The organism is Pseudoalteromonas sp. A601, from assembly GCF_002165575.1.
GTDB lineage: Bacteria > Pseudomonadota > Gammaproteobacteria > Enterobacterales > Alteromonadaceae > Pseudoalteromonas.
Genome location: NZ_MXQF01000005.1, coordinates 209,981 through 231,953, shown reverse-complemented (window position 1 = coordinate 231,953; position 21,973 = coordinate 209,981). Strand labels below are relative to the sequence as shown.

The following is a 21,973-nucleotide window of genomic DNA, read 5'->3' as shown; positions in this document are numbered from 1 at the left end:
GCTTTTTCTTGCTTAACTGATCGGCATTACTGCTAGTTAGCAGCCCTTTTTCATTCTCACAATATTTTGTGTTTAGGCGTCAATTAAGTCTTCTACACCAACAATCAACCAAGGAGCATCGTCACGTGTTAAGCGCTCTAAATGCCAAACTTCTAAAATAGGCTGTTCCTTTTTATCAGCTAAATCACGGTATTTGCCTTTGAAACGCACGCTTACTTGCCATTTGTCTGCATCTGTATCTGCACGCACTAATTCAGCGTCAATAAACATTACTTCGGTCGCTACGCACTCTATGGCGTCGCGCTCAGCTTTAAACTCAGCAACAAGTTCAGGGCTTAAATATTCGGCCATCGTATTGTAATCTGCGTTATTCCAAGCCGTTTGTAATGTATGGTAATGACTGCGAGCACCTTGTAAAAAACCATTTGTGTCAAAATTTGGCGGCAAGTTAAAAGGGATTGAATTCGTTGCTGAAAATCCGCTGGTAGGGGTTGGCTCTACTGCGTTTTGTTTCATTTGTGGAGCATTAAAAGCTTGATGAGCATGCGCCATCGCAGGTGAATTTTTACGACGTACCATACCAAGAATAAGTTTGATAATAAAAAACGCGATACCTGCCATGAGTAACATTTCAAGTAATTGCATTCCTTCGAAGTCATCCCCCATCATTGAAGCAATTAGGCCACCCGCTAATAAACCACCAAAAATACCGGCCATCATGCCTTTTTTGTTAGATTTTGGTTTAGTTGCAGGAGAGATTGTGTTTTTGTCGGTTTGTTGTTTTTGTGCAGTTTGTTGGGTTTCTGGGGTTTTGCCGCGTTTTTTACTACCAAACTTTTTACGTGCTTGTGCATCAAAACTAGCAGTACATAATAATGCCAGTAAAGAAAAAATAACGATTAGGTTTTTCATGAACATCCTTAAAACAAATTAGAGCGGCGATTCTAAATGAGTTCTAGGATTATATAAATAGAGTCAGTAGGATAACTAATTTGAATTGATTTAAGTGCTTATATTTAATACAAACTGCTGAAATATAAGGCGTTGCCGCTGAAACAGCGGCAACGTAAGTATTTAGTGCAACCAACGAATAGCGTCGTTAATTCGACCTGTATAGCGATCAACAGGGCTGCCTAAACTGGCGACTAATATAGTATCTGCCCCATTCCCACGCTCAATATGCCCAGCAAACCGTTCATCATGGAAGTCACTTTCCCCATGGCCAAAAGATTGTTTTTCTGAGGGGACAATAAAGACAGTCATCGGCCCGTGCTCGGACTCAAATACTAGGTGTAGTCCACGTTGTCCTTTGAAGTCACAAAACATTAAGTACGTTACTTTACCTGGTAGCTCTTTTAGTTCACCACCAAGCTTTGCAAACTGTTCATTTACGCGCTCTAAGCTGATCTCGTTTGTTTTTTCTAACGAGCCAAGTTCATGATATACATGTGCAAGTGCATGTTCTCCTGCACCATAATTAACATTTTGTTCGCTACTAAAGAAAAACGCACCCACTGCCACCAACAATGAAGCTGCCATAGCAAGAGGAAGTTTATCTAGCTTAAAACGCGAGCCAGCTTCGATTACATTACTTTGCGCAGCCTTATCAGCAACGGGCTCATTACTTACAGTGCTTGGCTGAGAAGTATGCTCATCGGCGTACAGTTCAGTGTTTGCTAAAATACGCTCAGCTAAGCCTTCAGGCACAGGAATATCCAGTGCTTGGTTCAATGCATTGTCAAACTCTTGCATTTGATCAATTAGTTCTTGTCGCTCAGGATCTTGCCCAGCAAAATCCAGAATATCCTGGTCTTCACTGTTTGGCTGTGCGATTACTCGGCGACGAAACTCGAGATCATCCATTACTTTGATGCCCCTTTAAGTTGTTCATCATCACGGCTTAACGCCTCTTTTAACTGGTTTCTGGCACGGAAGAGTCGGGTCATTACCGTGTTTTTGTTTAAATCTAAAATATCAGCAATCTCATCTCCAGAGCAGCCCATAACTACTTGTAGTAATAAGGGCTCTTTGTATTCATCAGATAATTTAGCGATTTGACGTTGGATCACCGTTTGTTCCATTTCGTCATCTAACGTTACGCTTTTCTCATCGACGATCGTATCGTTTTCTACATCGCTGTAATCAAATTGTTTGCGTTCAAAACGCCGTGCATTTTCACGGCGTACAATCGTCAATAACCATGGTTTAGCTGCTTTTTGATCCAATAGCGAATCAAGCGAACGCCAAGCTCGCAAGAAAGTTTCTTGAACGAGATCTTCGGCTATATTAGGGTCACGGCATAACCAATAGGCAAAGCGATATAATTCGCTATGATAAACATGAACGAGTTTTTCATAACGTACTTTTTTCTCTGCCACATCAACTAAGACCTGACTTTTAGAATTATTATTTCCCGGCATAATTACTTTTTTATATTAAGGGATAGTTTGCTTGCATATTTACTATGCAAGCTGTTGAGTATACTAATAAAGTCCTTTTAAAACATTTTTCTGATTTTTTTGTGCTGAGTGAGTGTGTAGCTCTAATGCTTTAATTATCACACTTAAATCAACCGTTTCACTATTTGAACTATAGAGTGCAGCCCTCAGTTTAGCAATTTGTTCGCTAAGTTGCTGATCATTTATTTGTTCGATTAAAGCATCAATCGCGTTATTTGATTGCTTAGTCACCTTTATTGCGTATCGATTAAGTGCGTGATGAAATGCAGACAGATCGTTGCTTTTGCTCTTGGCTTTTAACTCATTAAGTGAAGGAGCTGCCATTGTTGATACATGCTGCGGTTGTGTATCTGGCTTGTGGGTTGTTTTACTACGCCACCAAAGTAACAAGGTGATTAGCCATAGCAAGTAACCAATAACACAAACAATGATAAGCCACAGTGGAGTCGTTTTCACTGTAACTGTGCTGACATTGGTTGGGTTTTCATTTAGCTGTGTCATGCCTTCAGTTTGTTGTGGTATCGCAGGGACTGTGGCAGGTGAATGGCTACTTGCTGTAACAGTAATTGTGCGTGCAGGTAAAGTGGCATAACTAATACGCTTAATTTTAGTGTTGTACCAAGGTACACTGACTTCAGGTAGGGTATATGTACCAGGCGTTTGTGGTAATAGTGCATATGAGGCAGTTTGTTGCGAAATAACGCGGCCATCACGCACAAGGTGGTTATTTTCTTTTTCGTCAGGGTAACTCCGTATACCGTTGATTTCAGGGAGTTCAATATCAGGTAACTGCTCTTTGGTTATGCCCAAGGCGGTAAGCGTTAGTGTACGGGTAATGGGGGTGCCGACCTCTACAGTATCGCTGTCAGGTTGCCATTGCTCGTCTAAATTAACCAACTCACTGGGTAACCATGCACCTTGATAATCATTCGGTATTGGCTTGATCTCAACATCGGTACTTTCACCCATAGCTGATACTTCTAACTGGCGGTAGTTTTGTCTAACTCGACCCTGAAAAACAGGGGCTTCAATGGTATAAACACCACTTTTTTGCGGTTGCACTAAATATTCACGCGTGATCACTAAATAGCGTTTACCATCAACTAGCTCGTATTCTTCTTGCTGTTTTCCGATTTGACTTAGTTGCGCATCAGGCATGCTTGGCGCGGTTAAATTACCATCGAGTAATTCCTTTGCAAGGTAGAGTTTAACTGTGTATAAACCGGCTTCTTGGACAAATAAAGAGTCAGATGACATGGATGACTTTATAAAAATGTCGTTATTTTGTTCCGTTGCTTTGCTGCGCTCGGACACCTTTAATGCGATTGGTTGTGAGCTGATACCTGCAACATTAAAGGCCGGAATTGTGTAATCGCCGGCATTTCGGGTCATCAATTTAATTGACCAGTTTGTTTGTTTAGAAATACTGCCATTAACGATATTGGTGCGGGTGCTTACACTCGTCGGGCCAACCACAAAATCTTTTAATAGCACTGATGTGTCGGGCTGATCGTTCTTTATTGTGTCATCAGCGCTGATTGTTAGCATAAAAAATTCACCGGCTAACACAGGGTTTTTGTCAACACTGGCTTGCAGTTGTGTCATAGCCCACAGGGGCATAGCGCTGATAAGCAATAAACAGCAAAATAATCGCATTACCATGATTTTTCGACTCCTTGTGGACGACGTTGATAGTTTCGTTTTTGTGCTTCTAATTGCATTTTGTTACGTAACAAAATAGCAGGATCATCAGGTACTTTGCGCAGTAATTGATTTAGTTGCTGCGCTTTTTCTTTTTCTTCATTAGTCAGCTGGGCAGCTTGTGCTTGCATCGCTTGTTGCTTTGCCGCTTCTTCTGCCTGCTTTTGTTGCTCAGGGCTCATTTGCGGCTGAGTTTGCTCACTTGGTTCAGGCTGATCTTCATTAGGTGTTTGTTGTGAATCGTTTGATTCACTTTGTTGTGCTTGATCAGGCTCTGCTTCCATCTCGGGCTTATTTTGCTCATCACTTTGCTCAGCAGAAGGCTCGCCGTCTTGCGACTTATCTTGCTCGTCAGATTGCTCGCCCTGTTGATCGTTTTGCTGCGATTGAGAGTCTTGCTTTGATTGCTCACCTTGCTGTGATTCATCCTGATTTTTTTGATCTTGGCCTTGCTCGTCGTTCTGTTGCTCTTGATTATCGCCTTGATCACCATCCTGTGAATCTTGGTTTTGTTGCTGTTGGTTTTTTAACTGCTCCACTAAGGCTTGGTTTTCTTTGGCTTGGTCAAAATTTGGTTGCAATGCTTGCGCTTGTTTATAAGCGTTAATCGCTTCATCTAATTTGCCGGCTTTGGCTAAGGCATTACCATAATTATATAAACTTGTCGCACTGCTATCTTGGCTAAATGCGTTTAATGCACCTTCAAAATCACCTTGCTGATAAAGTGCAGCCCCTTTAAGTTGGCTTGAATCGGCAGCGCTTGCGGCTTGTTCATATTCGCCTTGCTGATAGGCCTCTAATGCGCGTTGGTCTTGGTTTTTAAAAATACTGGGTAACTCTACTGCATAGGCATTTTGTTGAGGCACAAAACATATAATCATAAATGCGCCGAGTAGTGCACTCTTTCTAAAAAACCACATCATTAAGGGCAGTAAAATAAACAAACCGTAAATACCCGCATCAATCCGCCATAACGCTTGGCTTTGCTTTTCATCTTTGAGGGTTTCAGTATTGGCACTGGGCGCAAATACGGAAATATCACGGGCGCTTGGTTGATATAGTGCAAACTTTCCGCCGCTGTTATTAGCAATACTCGATAAGCGAGAAGTGTTAATAGTGGGCACAACTATTTGGCCGTAGCTGTCTTTTAAAAAGCCGCCTTCAGGTAACTTTATCGGGGCGCCTTGCTCTGTGCCTACACCATATACATTGAGCCGGTAACGATTAGTCGCAGTAAATTGGTTGATATCGGATTGCTCATTTTGCTCAATGCCATCGGTGATCAAAATAATATCGCCGTCTAAATAACCAGCTTGGGTTAGTAACTCTTTTGCTTCATCTAAGCCTGCCAGTACGTTAGAACCTTTATCTGGCATGATCTCAGGGCTAAGACTAGGAATTAAGTTTTCAAGAGTCGCTGCGTCATTTGTTAGTGGTGAAATTGTGTAAGCAGTGCCTGCATAAGCGACAAGTGCTGTGTCGCCTTCTTTAAACAGATCAACCATATCAAGTGCTTTAAAGCGAGCTTGGACAAGTCTGCTCGGGGCTATATCTGTGCTATACATTGACAATGACATATCCATTACAATCACGCGGGCATTTTTACTCTGAAATACAGGCACTTGTTTTTCTTCAAAGCTAGGACCTGCACTAAATAGCACTGCTAATACGCAAAATAATGCCACTAACCACATGGGTTGCCCGGTCGTTTTATTTTCAGAGCTCATAACAAATTGTGCCAAATGCGGGGCTATTAATTCACCTTGGTTGGTTTTTTTATGCTTAATTAACGCAATAATAAATAATGCGGCCACGGGAATAAGTAACCATAAAACAGTTGGGCGTATAAATTCAAAGTCCATTAGGCCTCCTGTTTAAAAGTGCGGGCAGTGATCAATATTACTCGCAGGGTGACAATGGCGAGTGATATTAATAAAGGGATATAAAACAGTGAGCTCTGAGGCCTAAATATTTGTTCATCAGCACTGATTGGCTCGAGTTTATCTAACTCTTGGTAAATTTGTTGTAATCCAGCCACGTCTTTAGCACGAAAATACAAACCACCGGTTTGTTCTGCAATGCGTTTTAATAGACTTTCATCTAAGCTGCCACCACTGGCTCCACCCATATTAAATAAGCTAAAGCCGCGTGGGTTATCTGAGCCAACACCTATGGTATACACTTTTATGCCTTCTTCACGTGCCAAAAGTAGGGCTTCTTCTGGGTCTAAGTTACCAGCGGTGTTTTGACCGTCAGTAAGCAGTACTACAATTCGATTACTTTCATCTCTATTTGCAAACCGTTTTACAGATAACCCTAACGCGTCACCGATTGCTGTCGCGCGGCCTACTAAACCAATTTGTGCTTCTGAAAGCATTTGGCTGACCGTTTTAACATCTCGTGTGAGTGGGGTTTGTAAAAAGGCGGTATCGCCAAACAAAATGAGGCCTAGGCGGTCGCCCTGGCGTTGCTCTATAAAGTCACTCAGTACGGCTTTGACCATGGTTAAGCGGTCAACATATTGCCCTTGATAAGCCATGTCTTGCTCTGTCATTGAGCCAGACAAATCAACTGCAAGCATAATGTCGCGGCCTTCATTAGGCAGAGTAATTGGTTCATCAAGCCATGTAGGGTTTGCAATTGCACATACTAGTAACAGCCAAATAAGCCATTCTAATACATTAATGTTACGTGGATGCTGTTTTGCTACCTGACTTGCTAAATTATGCCTAGCAAAGCCAGGAATACGTAATTGCGTTTGTGTGTCACTGGTCGCGGGTTTAAATAGGCGTAATAGTAGTGGTAAAGGTAATAAAATAAATAGCCAAGGCCAACTAAATTCAAACATTTAGCGACTCCTTAAGCTTAAATTGTTTAATACCAGCTTTTAGCTTGGTAGCCAACTCTGGTTGTGCTGTATTTGCTTGATAAAGGCTCATGAGTTCTTGTTCACTAAAATGTTGCTCAGTGAGTTTATTTAAAGTGATACACCATTCTTTTGTTCCAGCACTGGCGTGTTCAGGGCTGTAGTAATGCAAAACTAAACGTTTTATCAGTATATGTAGCTGTGCGCTGTCGTTTGCTACGGCCTCGCTTTGTGCAATGGCGTAACGCTTTGCTTTTTTAAATTGGTTATCACGGTATAGTTTTAAAGCTAATAAAATAGCGGCTACAGCAATAGCAGCGATAATGAACCACCAAATTGGCGCCAGCGGCCACCATGCTACTTGCTCTGGCACAATGACATCATTAAGGCCATCTAAAGGGGATGCTTGCATATTTACTTTCTCACTAACTGCAGTTCTAAAGGAGAGGCTGCATTGAATGATATTAAATTAAGGCCTGACTTAGTTAACCTGTCCATTCGCGTGCTAAATGCTTGAGCTGCCGTTTTAGCAAAGGTATCGCGAAAGCCTTTATCCATTAACGGCAATGCAAAGTCACTTCCATTTGCGTTGACGGTCACGGTTTGCTTAAAAGCAGGTAGCTGGTGCTCAAATGGGTCGCTAATATGACAACCAATCAACTCACAGTGACGGCTCAATATTTCGAGTTGCTTAAAGCTAGCATCGTCTAGCGCGTTAAAATCTGAGACCAAATAAACCAGGCTACCAGGCTTTGCTAAATGGTTGAGGCGTTTTAAATTATCACTAAAATTATGTGCTGCGGGTTGGTCAATCTTCGCAAGCGCTTGCTGGTGGCTATCACATAGATTATGACAAAGTTTTAATACGGCTTTTTCTCGGGCACTGGGTTTGAGCTCTAAATGTTCGTGCTGATTAAATACGATACCGCCAATACGGTCGCCTCGTTGGCAGGCTGACCACGCAACTAACGCACTAATGTGCGCGGCTTGTATTGATTTTAATAATAACTTTGAGCCAAACAACATCGAATTAGAAAAATCAGTAAAAACAAATACTGGTCGCTCTTTTTCTTCTTGAAACAGCTTAGTGTGGGTTTCGCCTGTGCGTGCGGTAACGCGCCAATCAATAGAGCGAATATCATCACCTTGCTGATAATGACGTACTTCGGCAAACTCCATACCACGCCCTTTATGCGGTGCGAGGTATTGTCCTGTTAAACTGTTTTTAATTTTTGCTTTAGGTGCAAGCTCTAACAGCCGAGCCTTAGCTTTATAATACATAAGCTCTTTTAACGCTAAGTTTACGCCATGACTGTGGCTGGTTTTAAGCCAGCTTTGATTATCTAATTCGCTTTGCATAATTTAGGGTACGGCAACAAGTTCTAAAATACGGCTGATTACTTGATCTTTTGTTACGCCATCTGCTTGGGCTTCATAACTTAATATAATACGGTGACGTAATACATTATGCAGCACGGCTTGAATATCATCAGGTGCAACAAAGTCGCGACCATGTAGCCAAGCGTGTGCGCGCGCGCATTTATCAAGAGCGATTGTCGCTCGTGGGCTTGCGCCATATTCAATCCAGCTGCCTAGTTGTTCGTCAAATTGTGCACCTTCTCGGGTGGCAATAATCAGTTGTACTAAATACTGTTCAAGTGGCTCGGCAAGATATAAACCTAAAATATCTTTACGGGCGGCAAATAAATCTGCTTGGCTTATTTGTTGTTCTGGTACTTGATGTTCACTTAATGCTTCACCGCGGGTAAGACGTAAAATATCACGCTCATGCTCAGCCCCTGGGTAATTAATGCTTAAGTGTAATAAAAAGCGATCAAGTTGGGCTTCTGGTAATGGATAAGTACCTTCTTGCTCTAGCGGATTTTGTGTTGCCATTACCATAAACAAATCAGACAGTGGGTAGGTATTTTTCCCTACAGTAACTTGGCGTTCAGCCATCGCTTCTAATAATGCAGATTGAACTTTGGCTGGGGCACGGTTTATTTCATCGGCTAAAATTAGGTTATGAAATAGAGGGCCTTTTTCAAATACAAATTCACTGGTTTGCTGGCGGTAGATGTCAGTACCGGTTACATCCGCAGGTAACAAGTCAGGCGTAAACTGTACGCGTTGAAATGAGCCCTCAACACCTTTGGCTAATGCATTTACAGCACGAGTCTTTGCAAGCCCTGGCGGGCCTTCTACTAATAAGTGGCCATCGGCTAAAATGGCGATCAGCAATGCTTGAGTTAATTCTGGCTGGCCAATAATTTGGCTATCTAAGTAAGTTTTTAGTTGTGAAAAAGCGTTAGCGGCCATAGTAAAAAGAGTATCCTCGTTAGCACGGGTTTAAAAAAGCTTAACTTGTAATATGGGTAAATAGGGTAAAACACAAGTGTTAGACCTAATTTTACAAAATAGTTCGTTATTTTTTAACGATTTTTACCCTAACATATAAAGAACCGATAATTTTGTAAATAGTTAAAAAAAAGCCTATTGTTGCTAACTAATTACACTATTTTCAATTTCGCTATTGGCTTTAGTACACGGGTTGTTTAGAATCGAGGAAAACAAACAGGTCAGACCTGTCAGCGGGAGAGCATAAATGTCTGAGCAAAACATACTTAAAACAGCAAAAGGCGATCGTATCGCCATCGTTAGTGGTTTACGTACACCGTTCGCAAAACAAGCAACTGCATTCCATCATGTACCAGCCCTTGATATGGGTAAACTAGTGGTTAATGAAATGCTAGAGCGCTTAAATTTTGATAAGTCAGAAATTGATCAATTGGTATTTGGCCAAGTGGTACAAATGCCTGAAGCGCCAAATATTGCTCGCGAAATTGTGTTAGGCACAGGTATGCCGGTATCGGTTGATGCTTATTCAGTGTCTCGTGCATGCGCGACTAGCTTTCAGGCCATTGCGAATGTTGCTGAGTCAATAATGGCCGGTTCTGTCCAAGTAGGTGTTGCCGGTGGCGCAGATTCTTCTTCAGTGTTACCTATCGGTGTAAGCAAAAAACTGGCGGGTAGCTTGGTTGACTTAAACAAAGCGCGTACTTTTAGCCAGCGTTTAAAAATATTTTCAAAGCTGCGTTTAAAAGATTTAATGCCAGTACCGCCAGCAGTGGCCGAGTATTCAACAGGCTTATCAATGGGCCAAACCGCTGAGCAAATGGCTAAAACGCATAATATTAGCCGTGCAGATCAAGATGCGTTAGCACATCGTTCACATTCGCTTGCTAGCCAATCATGGGCTGATGGCAAATTAGCTGAAGAAGTAATGACAGCGCATTTACCACCTTATAAGAGCTTTATCGAACAAGATAACAATATTCGCCATAACTCAACTGTAGAAGGTTATGCTAAATTAAAGCCAGCATTTGACCGTCAACATGGTTCAGTTACCGCTGCAAACTCAACGCCATTAACCGATGGTGCGGCAGCTGTACTGATGATGAGTGAAAGTAGAGCAAAAGCATTGGGCTATAACATTTTAGGTTATGTGCGCAGCTTTGCCTTTTCAGCAATCGGTGTGCATGAAGACATGCTAATGGGACCAGCCCATTCCACACCTATCGCCCTTGATAGAGCGGGCATTACTCTAGCTGACCTTGATTTAATTGAAATGCATGAAGCATTTGCAGCGCAAACACTTGCTAACATGAAAATGTTTGCCTCAGATAAGTTTGCCCAAGAAAAACTTGGCCGTAGTAAGGCCATTGGTGAAATTAACATGGATAAGTTTAACGTGATGGGCGGATCGCTTGCATATGGGCACCCATTTGCAGCAACTGGCGCACGACTTATCACTCAAAGCTTACACGAACTTAACCGCCGTGGCGGTGGTTTAGCCCTGACTACCGCCTGTGCGGCAGGTGGTTTAGGTGCAGCCTTTGTATTGGAGAGTGCGTAATGACAGATTCAGTATTTAGTTTAGAAATTGAAGACGGTTTAGCCGTTGTAACTATTGATGTGCCGGGTGAGAAAATGAACACCCTGCGCGATACCTTTGCCGATGATTTAAAAGCACTGCTTGATAATGCAAAACAACAAGCTGTACAAGGTATGGTATTTATTAGCGGTAAGAGCGATAACTTTATTGCTGGTGCTGATGTCAAAATGCTTGATAACGTTGAAAAACGCGAAGATGCATTGGCAATCAGCGAGCTGTGCCACCGTGCGTTTTTTGATATGAAAAAGCTACCATTCCCTACGGTCAGTGCTATTCATGGTGCTGCTCTCGGTGGTGGTTTAGAGTTTGCACTAGCGTGCGATTATCGTGTGTGTTCAAACAGCGATATAACTAAATTAGGCCTGCCAGAAGTACAACTTGGCTTATTACCTGGTGGCGGTGGCACACAACGTTTACCAAAATTAGTTGGCCTACAAAAAGCCCTAGAGTGGATGCTAACAGGTAAGCAAGTTCGTGCTAAACAAGCTAAAAAAGCGGGTTTAGTTGATGACTGCGTACCGCACACTGTTTTACTACGTGTAGCGAAAGAGTTTGCCTTAAAAGGTAAAGCAAAAGCGCCGAAACCAAAGCTTGACCGTATTAGTCAATTGCTTGAGTCAAACCCATTTGGCCGCAATATTATCTTTAAAAAAGCCCAAGAAAACGTATTGAAGAAAACCGGTGGTCATTATCCTGCACCATTGGCAATTATTAAAGCGGTGCGTGCTAGTGTTGAGCTTGATGAATTAAAAGCCTACAAAACAGAAGCCGAAGGTTTTGCAACCTTGGTGATGAGTGATGAATCAAAATCACTGCGTGGGATCTTTTTTGCAACTACTGAGATGAAAAAAGAGTGGCGCAACGATGATTCCCCTGCTATAGAAAAAGCAGCTGTATTAGGCGGTGGTCTAATGGGCGCAGGTATTACTCATGTTAGCGCGGTTAAAGCAGGTGTACCTGTTCGTATTAAAGATGTAGCAGAGCAGGGTATTAGTAATGCCATGAATTACAGCTACAAAATTTTAGATAAAAAGCAAAAGCGTCGTATTTTATCTAAAGCCGATTTACAGAAAACCATGAGTAAAATAACCGGCACAACAAATTACAGTGGCTTTAAGCATATTGATATTGTTATTGAAGCGGTATTTGAAGATCTAAGTCTTAAACAAGGTATGGTTGCTGATGTAGAACAGCAATGCCAAGACAATACTATTTTTGCCAGCAATACCTCATCGTTACCTATTTCGCAAATAGCGGCTGAGGCTACGCGCCCTGAAAATGTAATTGGCTTACATTACTTTTCACCAGTTGAAAAAATGCCATTGGTTGAGATTATTCCACATGAAGGTACGTCTCAAGAAACTATTGCTCGCGTAGTAAACTTTGCCCGTAAACAAGGTAAAACACCGATTGTTGTTAAAGACATGGCAGGGTTTTACGTAAACCGTATTTTAGCGCCTTATGTAAATGAAGCAGCTAACTTACTCCTTGCCGGTGAGCCGATTGATAAAATTGATGCGGCACTTGTTGAGTTTGGTTTCCCTGTTGGACCGTTGGCATTATTAGATGAAGTAGGTATCGACATCGGCTCTAAAATAGCCCCAATTCTTGAAAAAGAACTGGGTGAGCGCTTTAAAGCTCCTGATGCATTTAGTCGTTTAATTGACGCAAAACGCTTAGGCCGTAAAACAGGTCGTGGTTTTTATATCTATGATAAAAAAGCCAAAAAAGTGGATGAGTCAATCTATGAGTTACTTGGTGTAAGCCCGTCTCCACGTTTAAACAAAAGTGAAATTGCTAAGCGTTGTGTAGCCCAAATGCTGAACGAAGCCGTGCGTTGTTTAGATGATGGCATTATAGCAAGCCCTCGTGACGGTGACATTGGTGCGATATTTGGTATTGGCTTCCCACCATTCTTGGGTGGCCCATTCAGCTATATGGATAAACTTGGCGCAAGTAAAGTGAGCTCAGAAATGGCGACTTTTGCTAACTACAACCCAGTATTTACCCCGTGTGATACATTGCTAGATATGGCAGATAAAGGCGCGAGTTTTTACCAAGTTGAGCCAGTAGCTGCAACTAAGAGTGAAGTTCAACCTGCTGAGCAACAAAGTGTTGTTGAAGAATCGCCAGTTGAAGTTGCAACGGATGAGGTTATTATCACGCAAGCTACTGAGTCTGACAGTGAAGATGAAAACACAGATGAACAACAACAAGACGATAAAAAGTCTTAAGATTTAAACCTGATAACAGCGCACCCTTGAGGTGCGTTTTTTTATGCCTACATAAAATCACTAACGCATAAAATTACATTGCATAAAGACTGTTTTATCCACAGTCGAGGTGTGTATTTAAGAAGAAAACTTGTTGGGAAAGTATTGCACTAAGCGTGAAGCCCAGTGCAATAGATGCATCACATGTGAATCTCGATCGCTTTGCGATCTTTTTCAGGCATGTTTGCTACAACTAAACTAAATGAATTATCAATCATGCGCTCAATTTCGCCTTGAGGGATAGAGCCATCAAGAATAACAGTATTCCATAACCGTTTATTCATATGATAGCCAGGTATCACTGAAGGAAAAAGATCCCGTAAAGCTTGTGCTTCGTCAGGGTCACATTTTAAGTTCATCCACCAAATTAGGTTGCCATCTTCATCTGTTTCACCTTCATTACCGACCGATAATGTAGCAAACATTTTATGATTTACTTTATATACATCAACTTCTTGGCCAAAAGGTTTGGTAACCATAACCAGAGGTTTAGTTGTTAAATACTCATGTGCTGTGTGTTGATCCATGATCCAGTCCTTGAAGTCATTTACGGTACCTTAACCATAGCAGCTTTTTCGTAGTTTAGTCATGAAAAAATGTCCAATAGGTATAATTTATTAGAATTATCAATCATAACGTTACTTGCTGAGATTTTCTTGTTGCAGAAAAATAACTTCATGGTATGTTTCTGATGATTAATAAATTATAGGAATACACCTATGCCTAAGGCAAGTGAAGTTAAAAAAGGTAATGCCATTGAGTTCAATAACCGCGCTTTAGTGGTTAAAGATATTGTTCGTTCTGTGCCACAAGGCCGCGCTGGTGGTAGTTTATACCGCATGCGTCTGTATGATGTAGTAACAGGTGCTAAAGTTGACGAAACGTTTAAAGACAGTGATATGCTAAAGCTTGCTGACTTAATTCGCCGTGAGTCAATGTTTTCTTATATCGATGGTGATGAATACGTGTTCATGGACAACGAAGATTACACGCCATATAACCTAAATAAAGATGCTATTAGCGAAGAAATTCTTTTCGTTAATGAAGAAACACAAGGCGTACACGTCATTGTTATTGATGGTGCACCAGTAGGCTTAGATTTACCTTCAAGCGTTGAGCTGGTAGTTGAAGAAACAGACCCATCTATTAAAGGGGCGTCAGCCAGTGCTCGCTCAAAGCCTGCAAAATTATCAACTGGTTTAACTATTCAAGTACCTGAGCATATTTCTACGGGCGATCGCATTCGTATTAATACAGCTGAACATAAATTTATGGGCCGTGCTGAAAAGTAACCTTTAGCTCATTAGATAGCGATTAAAAGCCGATACATCATCGGCTTTTTTTGTATCTATTATGAATGACACGAATACCCATTATTCATATATTAGAGTTTAAACAACATTGCACATAAGTTACACTGCACGCTTTATTTTTAACCAGTTTTATAAGGTCTATTTTGTATTTTTTGATTAGCGCAATTTTCATAGCAATAATGTATTTAGAAGTAATCAAAAAAGGCATGCCGGTTAAGCGTTGGGTGATGCTTGCAGGGGTGCTAGGGCCCATAGCATGGTGTTTATTTAACTTACATTACCGTAGAGCTTTATTACAGGGTGTTGGGGTCAATGCGTGCATTTGGCGCCCTTAAGCTTGATGGATTAAACTTGGCGCTGATTCATTAAGTTGTTTTTGCAAAAATGCGGTAAATTCGGTTTTTGATAATGGCTTAGAGTAATAATAACCTTGCATGGTTTCGCAATTAAGTTGCTCTAAAATTGCTATTTGCTGCGCTTCTTCAACACCTTCTGCAACAACATGTAAATCTAGGTTGTGGGCAATGGTAACAATCGAATCGACCATATTGCGGCCCCGTTCGTTTTCCATATCATCAATAAATGCTTTATCAACTTTTAATGTATTAAGTGGAAATTGCTTTAAGTATGCAAGTGATGAATAGCCTGTGCCAAAGTCATCCATAGCTAAGTGAATACCGCGTGCACTGAGTGAACGCATAATCGATATAGCGTCTTGAGGGTCATCCATTACAGTACCTTCAGTGATCTCAAGCTCTAAAAAGTAAGACGGTAGTGCATTTTTTTGTAAAATCACATCAATCCGCGTGGTTAAATCTGGCAAGCTAAATTGCTTTGCTGACAAATTTACCGCTACTCGGCCGTTAAATAAACCAGCATCGAGCCACTCTTTTACATCACGACAAGCTTTGTTTAATACCACTTCACCTATTTCAATAATTTGACCAGTCTCTTCAGCAATAGGAATAAACACGCCTGGGCTAATAATGCCTTTTTTCGGTGTAATAAACCGAACCAGAGCTTCCATACCTGTGAACTTGCCAGTACGAATGTTCATTTTCGGTTGGTAATACACCTCAAAATGATCTTCTTTTAAACCAAATCTCATTAAGTTTTCGATTTGTAAACGTTTAACAGCTTGACGATTCATTGTATCGTTAAAAAATAGGTAACTATTGCCTTTCTTTTTTGCGTGATACATAGCTGTGTCGGCATTTTTAAGTAACAGCTCTGGCGTATTACCGTCTTCAGGGAATAGCACAATACCTAAACTAGAAGTGATCACCAATTCATGACCCGCCATTTTAAATGGTGTCGCGATAGCGGCTAAAAACTGTTTCGCCATTCGAGTGATGGTGTGAATATCGTTTGTACCAGACATTACAAGAGCGAACTCATCACCACCTAAGCGGTAAAACACGTCTTTTTCACGGGTGAGCTTATTTAGCCGCATGGCTAATTTTGCTAATAAGCTATCGCCGAGTTGATGGCCTAGTGAGTCATTGATTTTTTTGAAGTTATCTAAATCAAAAACCAATAGCGCATGGTGGTCATCTTGCTTTGCTAGTTTTTTTAGATCAGTAAAAAACAAGTTCCGATTAGGCAAGCCGGTGGTTCTATCTCGGTTGGATAAATTATGTAATTGCGACTCGGCTTTCTTACGCTCTGTTAAATCTGAAAATACCACCACGTAGTTACAGATTTGATTGTACTCATTTTTTATTTCGTCGATAGAAATTTCAATAGGTAATACTTTGCGGTCACTATTACGTAGTTTTACTTCTTGTTGCCAATGCTCCGTGCGACGCACGGTATTTTTTATCTCTTCTATGTAGCTTTCTTCATAGCCCTGCAAGGTGAAAGGCTTATTAAGGTAGTTTTCACGGTTGCCGCCAAATTGACTTAAAAAACTTGGATTTAAATCAACCAGATTAAAGTTTTTATCGTAAATAGCCAAAGCATCAGTAAGCGATTCAACACACTTTGCAAATAGGTTTAGGCGGGCTTCAGTTGATTTTAATAAGGTAATATCACGGACTGTGCCGGTCATTCGCAATGGATTAAGACTTGCATCTTTTTCGATGATTTTGCCGCGATCAAGTACCCAACGCCAGCGGTCGAAACTATCTTTAATACGGTAACTTGCTTCAAAAAAGGCGGTTTGTTCGGCAAAATGTTGTTTGAGTAAAAGCTCAACACTGGATATGTCATTAGGGTGGATCAGCGACCTGTTAGGGGGGAAGTCTGTTTGAGTGTTTCGATCCATCATGTATTTGTCGTTTATACGCAATACTTCACCGGATCCGATATTCCAATCCCACAAGGTATCGCCACTGCCTTCAACAGTGCTTTTTAAACGGTGCTCTGAGACACGTAACTGTTTACGTGAGCGGCGCAGTCTGTGGATGGTAAATAACAGAAATGGTAAAACCAGCGCAATAAATACGCTGGGTATATAAACCATTAAGGTTTGTTTATCTACTAACTGCTCGCTATAAGCTAGTGGATTAAAACTGAGCAGTAAAAATACAAATACAGTTAGTTTTATTGTTATTTTTTCTATTATCATTGTGCACTTCTTTAATCTTCACTAGATAATCTAATAGAAGCGTCAGGTTGTGTCAAAGAGAATGCGAGTAAACACTCTGTTTTGTTTGTTTCTTTAATTTTGCAACGCTCAATAGCTCATATCTTGCTCTATCATCACTGAAGGTGTCGAGTATATAACGTTTCATTTGAGACAGCGTGAGCTCTTTTAATGCATTTAAAAGCTTTTTCTGCATATGAAATTCGTGGTCTTGATTACCGATAGCCAGCCAAAGCCTTTGCGAGCGTAAACGTAAGTTTTTATCTTTTTCGGCTATATGGGTTTTAAGACCATGTTTTTGCATTTGCCACTGTTGCTCATCAATGGCATCCAGGTTACTAACAAAACTAGCTAAAAATTCATTATGGCGTTCTAGCAATGTTGTTGCGCTATAATTTGGTGACTGGACATAAAAAGCGATGCCTGCGCGAGTATTAAAGGGGGCATACCCAGCACCTACTAGGTAACCTAGTTGTTGCTTGGTGCGTAGCTCATTAAAGTAATCATGGTTAATTAAATGATTTAACGCCATCATTTTTATTTTTTCGTTAACGTCGCTGGTTAACGCTTGATAGTAAATTACCATGGCATTGTCACTGCAATTTAACTCAAGCTGGGCACGGGTAATTTTATCAATTTCGTACAATGGGCGTTGCAAATCAGCAATTGTTGCAGATTTGGCTAAATGATTTGCGACCTCTTTTTGAAACTCTATTGCATCACTTTCTCGCCAGTTCCCGTGTAAGAAAGACTCAACGTGTAACGCTTTAAAGAACTCTCGCCGAAAACAATTAAATTGATGAAAACTGGTGTCTTTTAAAGCCGTTGCAAGTTCTTCAGGTTCAGGGTTCCATGGCATGACTTTCGCGCCAAGCACACTAAATAACTCGCCAACAGGTTTATTTTGGTTGCTATTACGCCAATGGCGCACCAACTGCTTTTTATATTCAGCGAAGCGTTTGGCACAGATATCAACGTTAAACAGGGCATCTAGTAGCTCATCTACAAGCTCCAATTGGCTTGATGATAAACCCGCAGTATGCAGTGTTAGTCCGCCCTGGTGCGAGGTTAAATGGTAGCTTAAACCTGCTAATTCAGCTGGGTAAAATTGTTCGGCCACGCTATCCATAAATAAATCAGCAAATAGCCGTGTTAGTGCCATGTGTTTAATATCTTTAACCGCGTAGTCAGAGTCCATTGCTAAATAAAAGTGTCCTTTAGCGACCCGAAAAGTGTTGTCTTGTTTGAACCAGAAATCAAAACCGGGTTCTTTTACTAGTAACGTGGGTTTAGTTTGCGGTTGTTCTACATCAAATAAAGCCACTTCTTTAGTTAAATAGGGGTTTGCAGTTGGTAATAACATTTCAGGTAGTGGCGTGTTTATTTCGCTAAGCGCCTCAAGCCAACAGCTAGATAACCCTTCGACGCGGTAGGGTGTGTGATACCACTGAGTTTTGTGCTCAGGTTCAACATCGGGATGAATGAGCACCAAACGCATATTGTGCGGTACTAACCACTGCATAGCTATTTCGTGGGCATGCTGATTAAACCCCTCCATCAAATAGTCACCTTGGACATAGTTAGCTTCGTCGTAATGCTGCATATTGACGCTTAAATTACTCACCCAATCTATAAGCCGTGCTTTTTCTTGGTTATCAAACGCTATTTTTAATAGGTTTTTCTTATCTTGATAAAGTCGTGGTAGTTTGTCGGTATTTTGATTAATTAAGCAAATGTATTCAAACATCATTTCAACAATGTCTTCATAATACTCTATGCCTTCATCAGTCAGCGCCATGCTGATATTAAAATCTTTAAAGTTACTGCCATTTATTCCACCACCTGCGGAGAGAGCGTTGATCCAGCCTTGCTCTTTTAAAATGGAGTATAAAGAGCCTTGCCCCTCATAGCCTAATAGGTGTGCAATAAAGCTGACGGTTTTATGACGATAAAACTCATCGATATTGGGCATTGCAAAGCTAACAATGAGTTTTTGCATGTGTTTATGAGGCTCAATATGTAACACTTTACATAAATCTTGCTCGCGGTAGAGCTGTGCTTCAATCGGAGGCTTTGTAGCATTAGCGCCTTTGATATCACTAAACAGCGCCGTTACCCAGTGTTGCATTTGTGCTATTTCAGCATTTGCACAAACAACGAGAGTCATCCACTGTGCTTGATAATGGGTGTCAAAAAAAGCTCTTAATTCATCACTAATACAGAGTTCACGATCCGCTAAGGTTTGTAAATTACCGACAGAAAATTTAGCAAAAGGGTGAGCCGGGTTAACGGTTTCTTTATGTGCTTGATATATACGGCGTCCATCATCTTTAATTTTTAATTTAAATTCAGCTTCTATGGCATTACGTTCTTTTTCTGTTTCAGCTGGGCTCAAAAGTGGCGCGATAAAAAAGCGACTAAACTGTGTGAGAGCATGTTCAAACTCTTGATTATTAATATCAAAGAAGTAACAGGTGTGTTCTGTTCCTGTCCACGCATTCGTGTTGCCACCAGATTGGGACACAAAGTTACTAAAGCTATTTGATTCAGGAAATTGATCAGTGCCTAAAAACAGCATGTGCTCTAAAAAGTGTGCTAAGCCTTGCCTATCATCGGGATCATCAAAGTGTCCGGCATTAATAGCCATGGATGCGGCAGCTTTAGTTGAATCTTTATCTTGCACTATTAACACTTTTAGACCATTGTCCAGTGTTAGGGAGTGGTATGTTCTGTTATCATTACGGCTGATATTCAAATGATGCTCCTGAAACTTACGTTTACTTGTTTACAACACATGATATCTTCAGGACAGTATTTAACTGCGATGCCTAATACCTGAATATCATAAGCGATAGGTTATATTGCTTTAATATAGCGGACAAACGGGCAAACTGGCTACTGTTTTATATTCTTTAATCGGTTGATTTTTTATGAAAACAATCCTAATTATGCGTCACGGCGAAGCAACACCGATGCAAGCAGACGATGCAAGTAGAAATTTGACCCTAGTTGGCCAACAGCAAGCAGAAAAAATGGGTAAGTGGTTACACACGAACTATACTCCAACAGCGTTATTAGTGAGCCCTTTCACAAGAGCTCAACAAACAGCGCAAGGCGTTAAAAAGAATAACGCATTTTTATTTGAAGAAACCTGTACAGACATTATACCTGAAGGAAACCCGCAAGTTGCGGCTGACTACCTTGAAACTTTAATTGCATTACATCCAGAGTGCGATACTTGGCTGGTGGTGGCACACATGCCAATTGTTAGCTATTTGGTTGATCAGCTGAGTAATGGCAATATGCCTATATTTAACACGGGGGCTGTTGCAGTGATCAGTTATGATTATATTGAGCAAAAAAGCCAATATTTGAGTATACACTCACCAGTTAGTGTTGATGTCTAGAAATTATTTCATCTTAAACTGTTAACCTTATTGATCTTACTTTGTTAAATTAGCGCCAAATAAATTAACGAGAGAATGAACATGAGTATCGAACGTCTTCAAACAGGTGCGCGTATGAGCCGCATTGTTAAACATAACGGCACCGTGTACTTATGCGGCCAAGTGTGTGCAGATGCAGAGCAAGGTATTAAAGAGCAAACCCAAACCATGCTTGATAAGGTAGAAGCACTCTTAGATGAAGCAGGAAGCTCAAAAGAGCATATGCTTAGTGCCACTATTTATGTAAAAAGTATGGACTTCTTTGCTGATATGAATGCGGTGTGGGATGCGTGGGTACCAGCAGGGCACGCACCGGCTCGTGCGTGTGTGGAAGCTAAAATGGCGCGAGATGCATTATTAGTAGAGATATCAGTTGTCGCTGCAATTAAATAATCCCTTTAAGCGGCCTGATAGAAAAGCACAAACTCAATAGGCCGTTTAAAAACTTAACTCTCAGGATAGACAATGAGCTCAAATCCAATAGTGCTAATAACCGGCGCTAGTCGTGGAATAGGGGCTGCGACTGCCATTCATTTCGCTCGCCATGGTTACGATATCTGTCTTAATTACAAAACCAATGACGTTGAAGCAAAAAAAGTAGCACAGCAAGTTCAAGCCTTAGGAGTGAAGGTGCTAATGCTGCAAGCTGATGTTTCTAGTGAAGTAGATGTAATAGCCATGTTCGAAAGTATTGATAAGATATTTGGCAAGCTTGATGTTTTGGTCAACAACGCCGGTATTTTAAAACCACAGATGACGCTACTTGATATGGACGCAAAACGTATTAATGAAATACTGACTACCAATATCACCAGCGCTTTTTTATGTAGCCGCGAGGCGATAAAGCGAATGGTAAATGGTGGCAGTATTGTCAATGTGTCATCAGGTGCAGCAAAAACCGGATCGCCAAACGAATATATCGATTATGCAGCGTCTAAGGGAGCAATAGATACTTTAACTATTGGTCTTGCCAAAGAAGTAGCACAGCAAAAAATTCGCGTGAACGGCGTTAGACCTGGGCTTATTTACACTGATATGCATCGTGATGGTGGGGAAGCTAATCGAGTCGATAGGCTCAAGAAAAAGCTCCCTTTAGGACGTGGTGGACAGAGCGAAGAAGTGGCCGCTGCAATTTACTTTTTAGCGTCTGAGCAAGCCTCTTTTACTACCGGAAGTTTTATTGATGTTGCAGGGGGTTTATAACTTAGAAAAGAGTAATTAAAACAAAAGTATACTCGTCGTTGCTTATATCCCCAATGCATGACCTTAAAGAAAGCTGCTGATAATAGAAAACTTACCTAATCATGGACCTTACTTTGTTGTAACAATCGATTACTTATGCAATATAATTGTTAATACTTTACTCGGAATAG

Annotated in this window: 19 protein-coding genes; 7 read left to right on the top strand and 12 right to left on the bottom strand. The window is 41.0% G+C overall.

Translation table 11 applies throughout. The features are described 5' to 3' along the window. Positions 1 to 72: 72 nt before the first annotated feature. The 9 genes from B5G52_RS06130 to B5G52_RS06090 all read right to left on the bottom strand — a co-directional run bounded on the left by B5G52_RS06130 (position 73) and on the right by B5G52_RS06090 (position 9,345). On the bottom strand, positions 73 to 912 hold the full coding sequence (locus B5G52_RS06130; protein WP_087531783.1) for a Tim44 domain-containing protein: 840 nt from the start codon (positions 910 to 912) through the stop codon (positions 73 to 75). A gap of 162 nt (positions 913 to 1,074) precedes the next feature. Further along, positions 1,075 to 1,863: a DUF3379 family protein gene (locus tag B5G52_RS06125; protein ID WP_087531782.1), complete on the bottom strand. Its 789-nt coding sequence runs from the start codon at positions 1,861 to 1,863 to the stop codon at positions 1,075 to 1,077. Beyond that, positions 1,863 to 2,420 carry a sigma-70 family RNA polymerase sigma factor gene (locus B5G52_RS06120; RefSeq protein ID WP_087531781.1) on the bottom strand — a complete coding sequence of 186 codons (558 nt, stop codon included), beginning with the start codon at positions 2,418 to 2,420 and terminating at the stop codon, positions 1,863 to 1,865. The genes B5G52_RS06125 and B5G52_RS06120 overlap by 1 nt, the downstream gene beginning before the upstream one ends. Before the next feature lie 63 nt (positions 2,421 to 2,483). Beyond that, complete coding sequence (locus B5G52_RS06115; RefSeq protein WP_087531780.1) at positions 2,484 to 4,121, bottom strand: BatD family protein; 1,638 nt, start codon at positions 4,119 to 4,121, stop codon at positions 2,484 to 2,486. After that, the gene (locus B5G52_RS06110) at positions 4,115 to 6,022 is read right to left on the bottom strand and encodes a VWA domain-containing protein (RefSeq protein ID WP_087531779.1); all 1,908 of its coding nucleotides are present in this window, start codon (positions 6,020 to 6,022) and stop codon (positions 4,115 to 4,117) included. Before B5G52_RS06110 ends, B5G52_RS06115 begins: the two co-directional genes overlap by 7 nt. Next, a complete protein-coding gene (locus B5G52_RS06105; RefSeq protein ID WP_087531778.1) occupies positions 6,022 to 7,008 on the bottom strand; it encodes a VWA domain-containing protein in 987 nt (328 codons plus the stop codon). Before B5G52_RS06105 ends, B5G52_RS06110 begins: the two co-directional genes overlap by 1 nt. Beyond that, positions 7,001 to 7,438, bottom strand: coding sequence for a DUF4381 domain-containing protein (locus tag B5G52_RS06100; protein WP_087531777.1), 438 nt, complete (start codon positions 7,436 to 7,438; stop codon positions 7,001 to 7,003). The genes B5G52_RS06105 and B5G52_RS06100 overlap by 8 nt, the downstream gene beginning before the upstream one ends. A 2-nt stretch (positions 7,439 to 7,440) precedes the next feature. Further along, entirely contained in the window at positions 7,441 to 8,385 is a 945-nt protein-coding gene (locus B5G52_RS06095; protein WP_087531776.1) for a DUF58 domain-containing protein, read from the bottom strand. A gap of 3 nt (positions 8,386 to 8,388) precedes the next feature. Beyond that, complete coding sequence (locus B5G52_RS06090) at positions 8,389 to 9,345, bottom strand: MoxR family ATPase (RefSeq protein ID WP_087531775.1); 957 nt, start codon at positions 9,343 to 9,345, stop codon at positions 8,389 to 8,391. Positions 9,346 to 9,631: 286 nt separating this feature from the next. On the opposite strand from B5G52_RS06090, the gene fadI reads away from it, so the two are divergent. Then, the gene (fadI, locus tag B5G52_RS06085; RefSeq protein WP_087531774.1) at positions 9,632 to 10,942 is read left to right on the top strand and encodes an acetyl-CoA C-acyltransferase FadI; all 1,311 of its coding nucleotides are present in this window, start codon (positions 9,632 to 9,634) and stop codon (positions 10,940 to 10,942) included. Beyond that, entirely contained in the window at positions 10,942 to 13,215 is a 2,274-nt protein-coding gene (gene fadJ, locus B5G52_RS06080) for a fatty acid oxidation complex subunit alpha FadJ (protein ID WP_254911148.1), read from the top strand. The genes fadI and fadJ overlap by 1 nt, the downstream gene beginning before the upstream one ends. Before the next feature lie 179 nt (positions 13,216 to 13,394). On the opposite strand, the gene B5G52_RS06075 is transcribed toward fadJ, so the two are convergent. After that, positions 13,395 to 13,781 carry an MmcQ/YjbR family DNA-binding protein gene (locus B5G52_RS06075; RefSeq protein WP_087531773.1) on the bottom strand — a complete coding sequence of 129 codons (387 nt, stop codon included), beginning with the start codon at positions 13,779 to 13,781 and terminating at the stop codon, positions 13,395 to 13,397. Between the two features lie 192 nt (positions 13,782 to 13,973). Here B5G52_RS06075 and yeiP point away from each other — a divergent pair, with 192 nt between their 5' ends. Both yeiP and B5G52_RS22310 read left to right on the top strand, forming a co-directional pair. Beyond that, positions 13,974 to 14,546: an elongation factor P-like protein YeiP gene (yeiP, locus tag B5G52_RS06070; protein ID WP_087531772.1), complete on the top strand. Its 573-nt coding sequence runs from the start codon at positions 13,974 to 13,976 to the stop codon at positions 14,544 to 14,546. 161 nt (positions 14,547 to 14,707) lie between these two features. Continuing rightward, a complete protein-coding gene (locus B5G52_RS22310) occupies positions 14,708 to 14,902 on the top strand; it encodes a hypothetical protein (RefSeq protein ID WP_254911150.1) in 195 nt (64 codons plus the stop codon). Here the strand turns inward: B5G52_RS22310 and B5G52_RS06065 are convergent. After that, positions 14,899 to 17,136, bottom strand: coding sequence for a bifunctional diguanylate cyclase/phosphodiesterase (locus B5G52_RS06065; protein ID WP_087531771.1), 2,238 nt, complete (start codon positions 17,134 to 17,136; stop codon positions 14,899 to 14,901). The genes B5G52_RS22310 and B5G52_RS06065 overlap by 4 nt on opposite strands. A gap of 52 nt (positions 17,137 to 17,188) precedes the next feature. Next, positions 17,189 to 19,909 carry an insulinase family protein gene (locus B5G52_RS06060; protein ID WP_087531770.1) on the bottom strand — a complete coding sequence of 907 codons (2,721 nt, stop codon included), beginning with the start codon at positions 19,907 to 19,909 and terminating at the stop codon, positions 17,189 to 17,191. Positions 19,910 to 20,084: 175 nt separating this feature from the next. Here B5G52_RS06060 and sixA point away from each other — a divergent pair, with 175 nt between their 5' ends. The 3 genes from sixA (at position 20,085) to B5G52_RS06045 (ending at position 21,803) form a co-directional block, all read left to right on the top strand. Continuing rightward, on the top strand, positions 20,085 to 20,561 hold the full coding sequence (gene sixA / locus B5G52_RS06055) for a phosphohistidine phosphatase SixA (RefSeq protein ID WP_176372513.1): 477 nt from the start codon (positions 20,085 to 20,087) through the stop codon (positions 20,559 to 20,561). Positions 20,562 to 20,642: 81 nt separating this feature from the next. Further along, positions 20,643 to 20,993, top strand: coding sequence for a RidA family protein (locus B5G52_RS06050; protein ID WP_087531769.1), 351 nt, complete (start codon positions 20,643 to 20,645; stop codon positions 20,991 to 20,993). Positions 20,994 to 21,065: 72 nt separating this feature from the next. Next, positions 21,066 to 21,803, top strand: coding sequence for an SDR family oxidoreductase (locus tag B5G52_RS06045; protein WP_087531768.1), 738 nt, complete (start codon positions 21,066 to 21,068; stop codon positions 21,801 to 21,803). Positions 21,804 to 21,973: the final 170 nt, after the last annotated feature.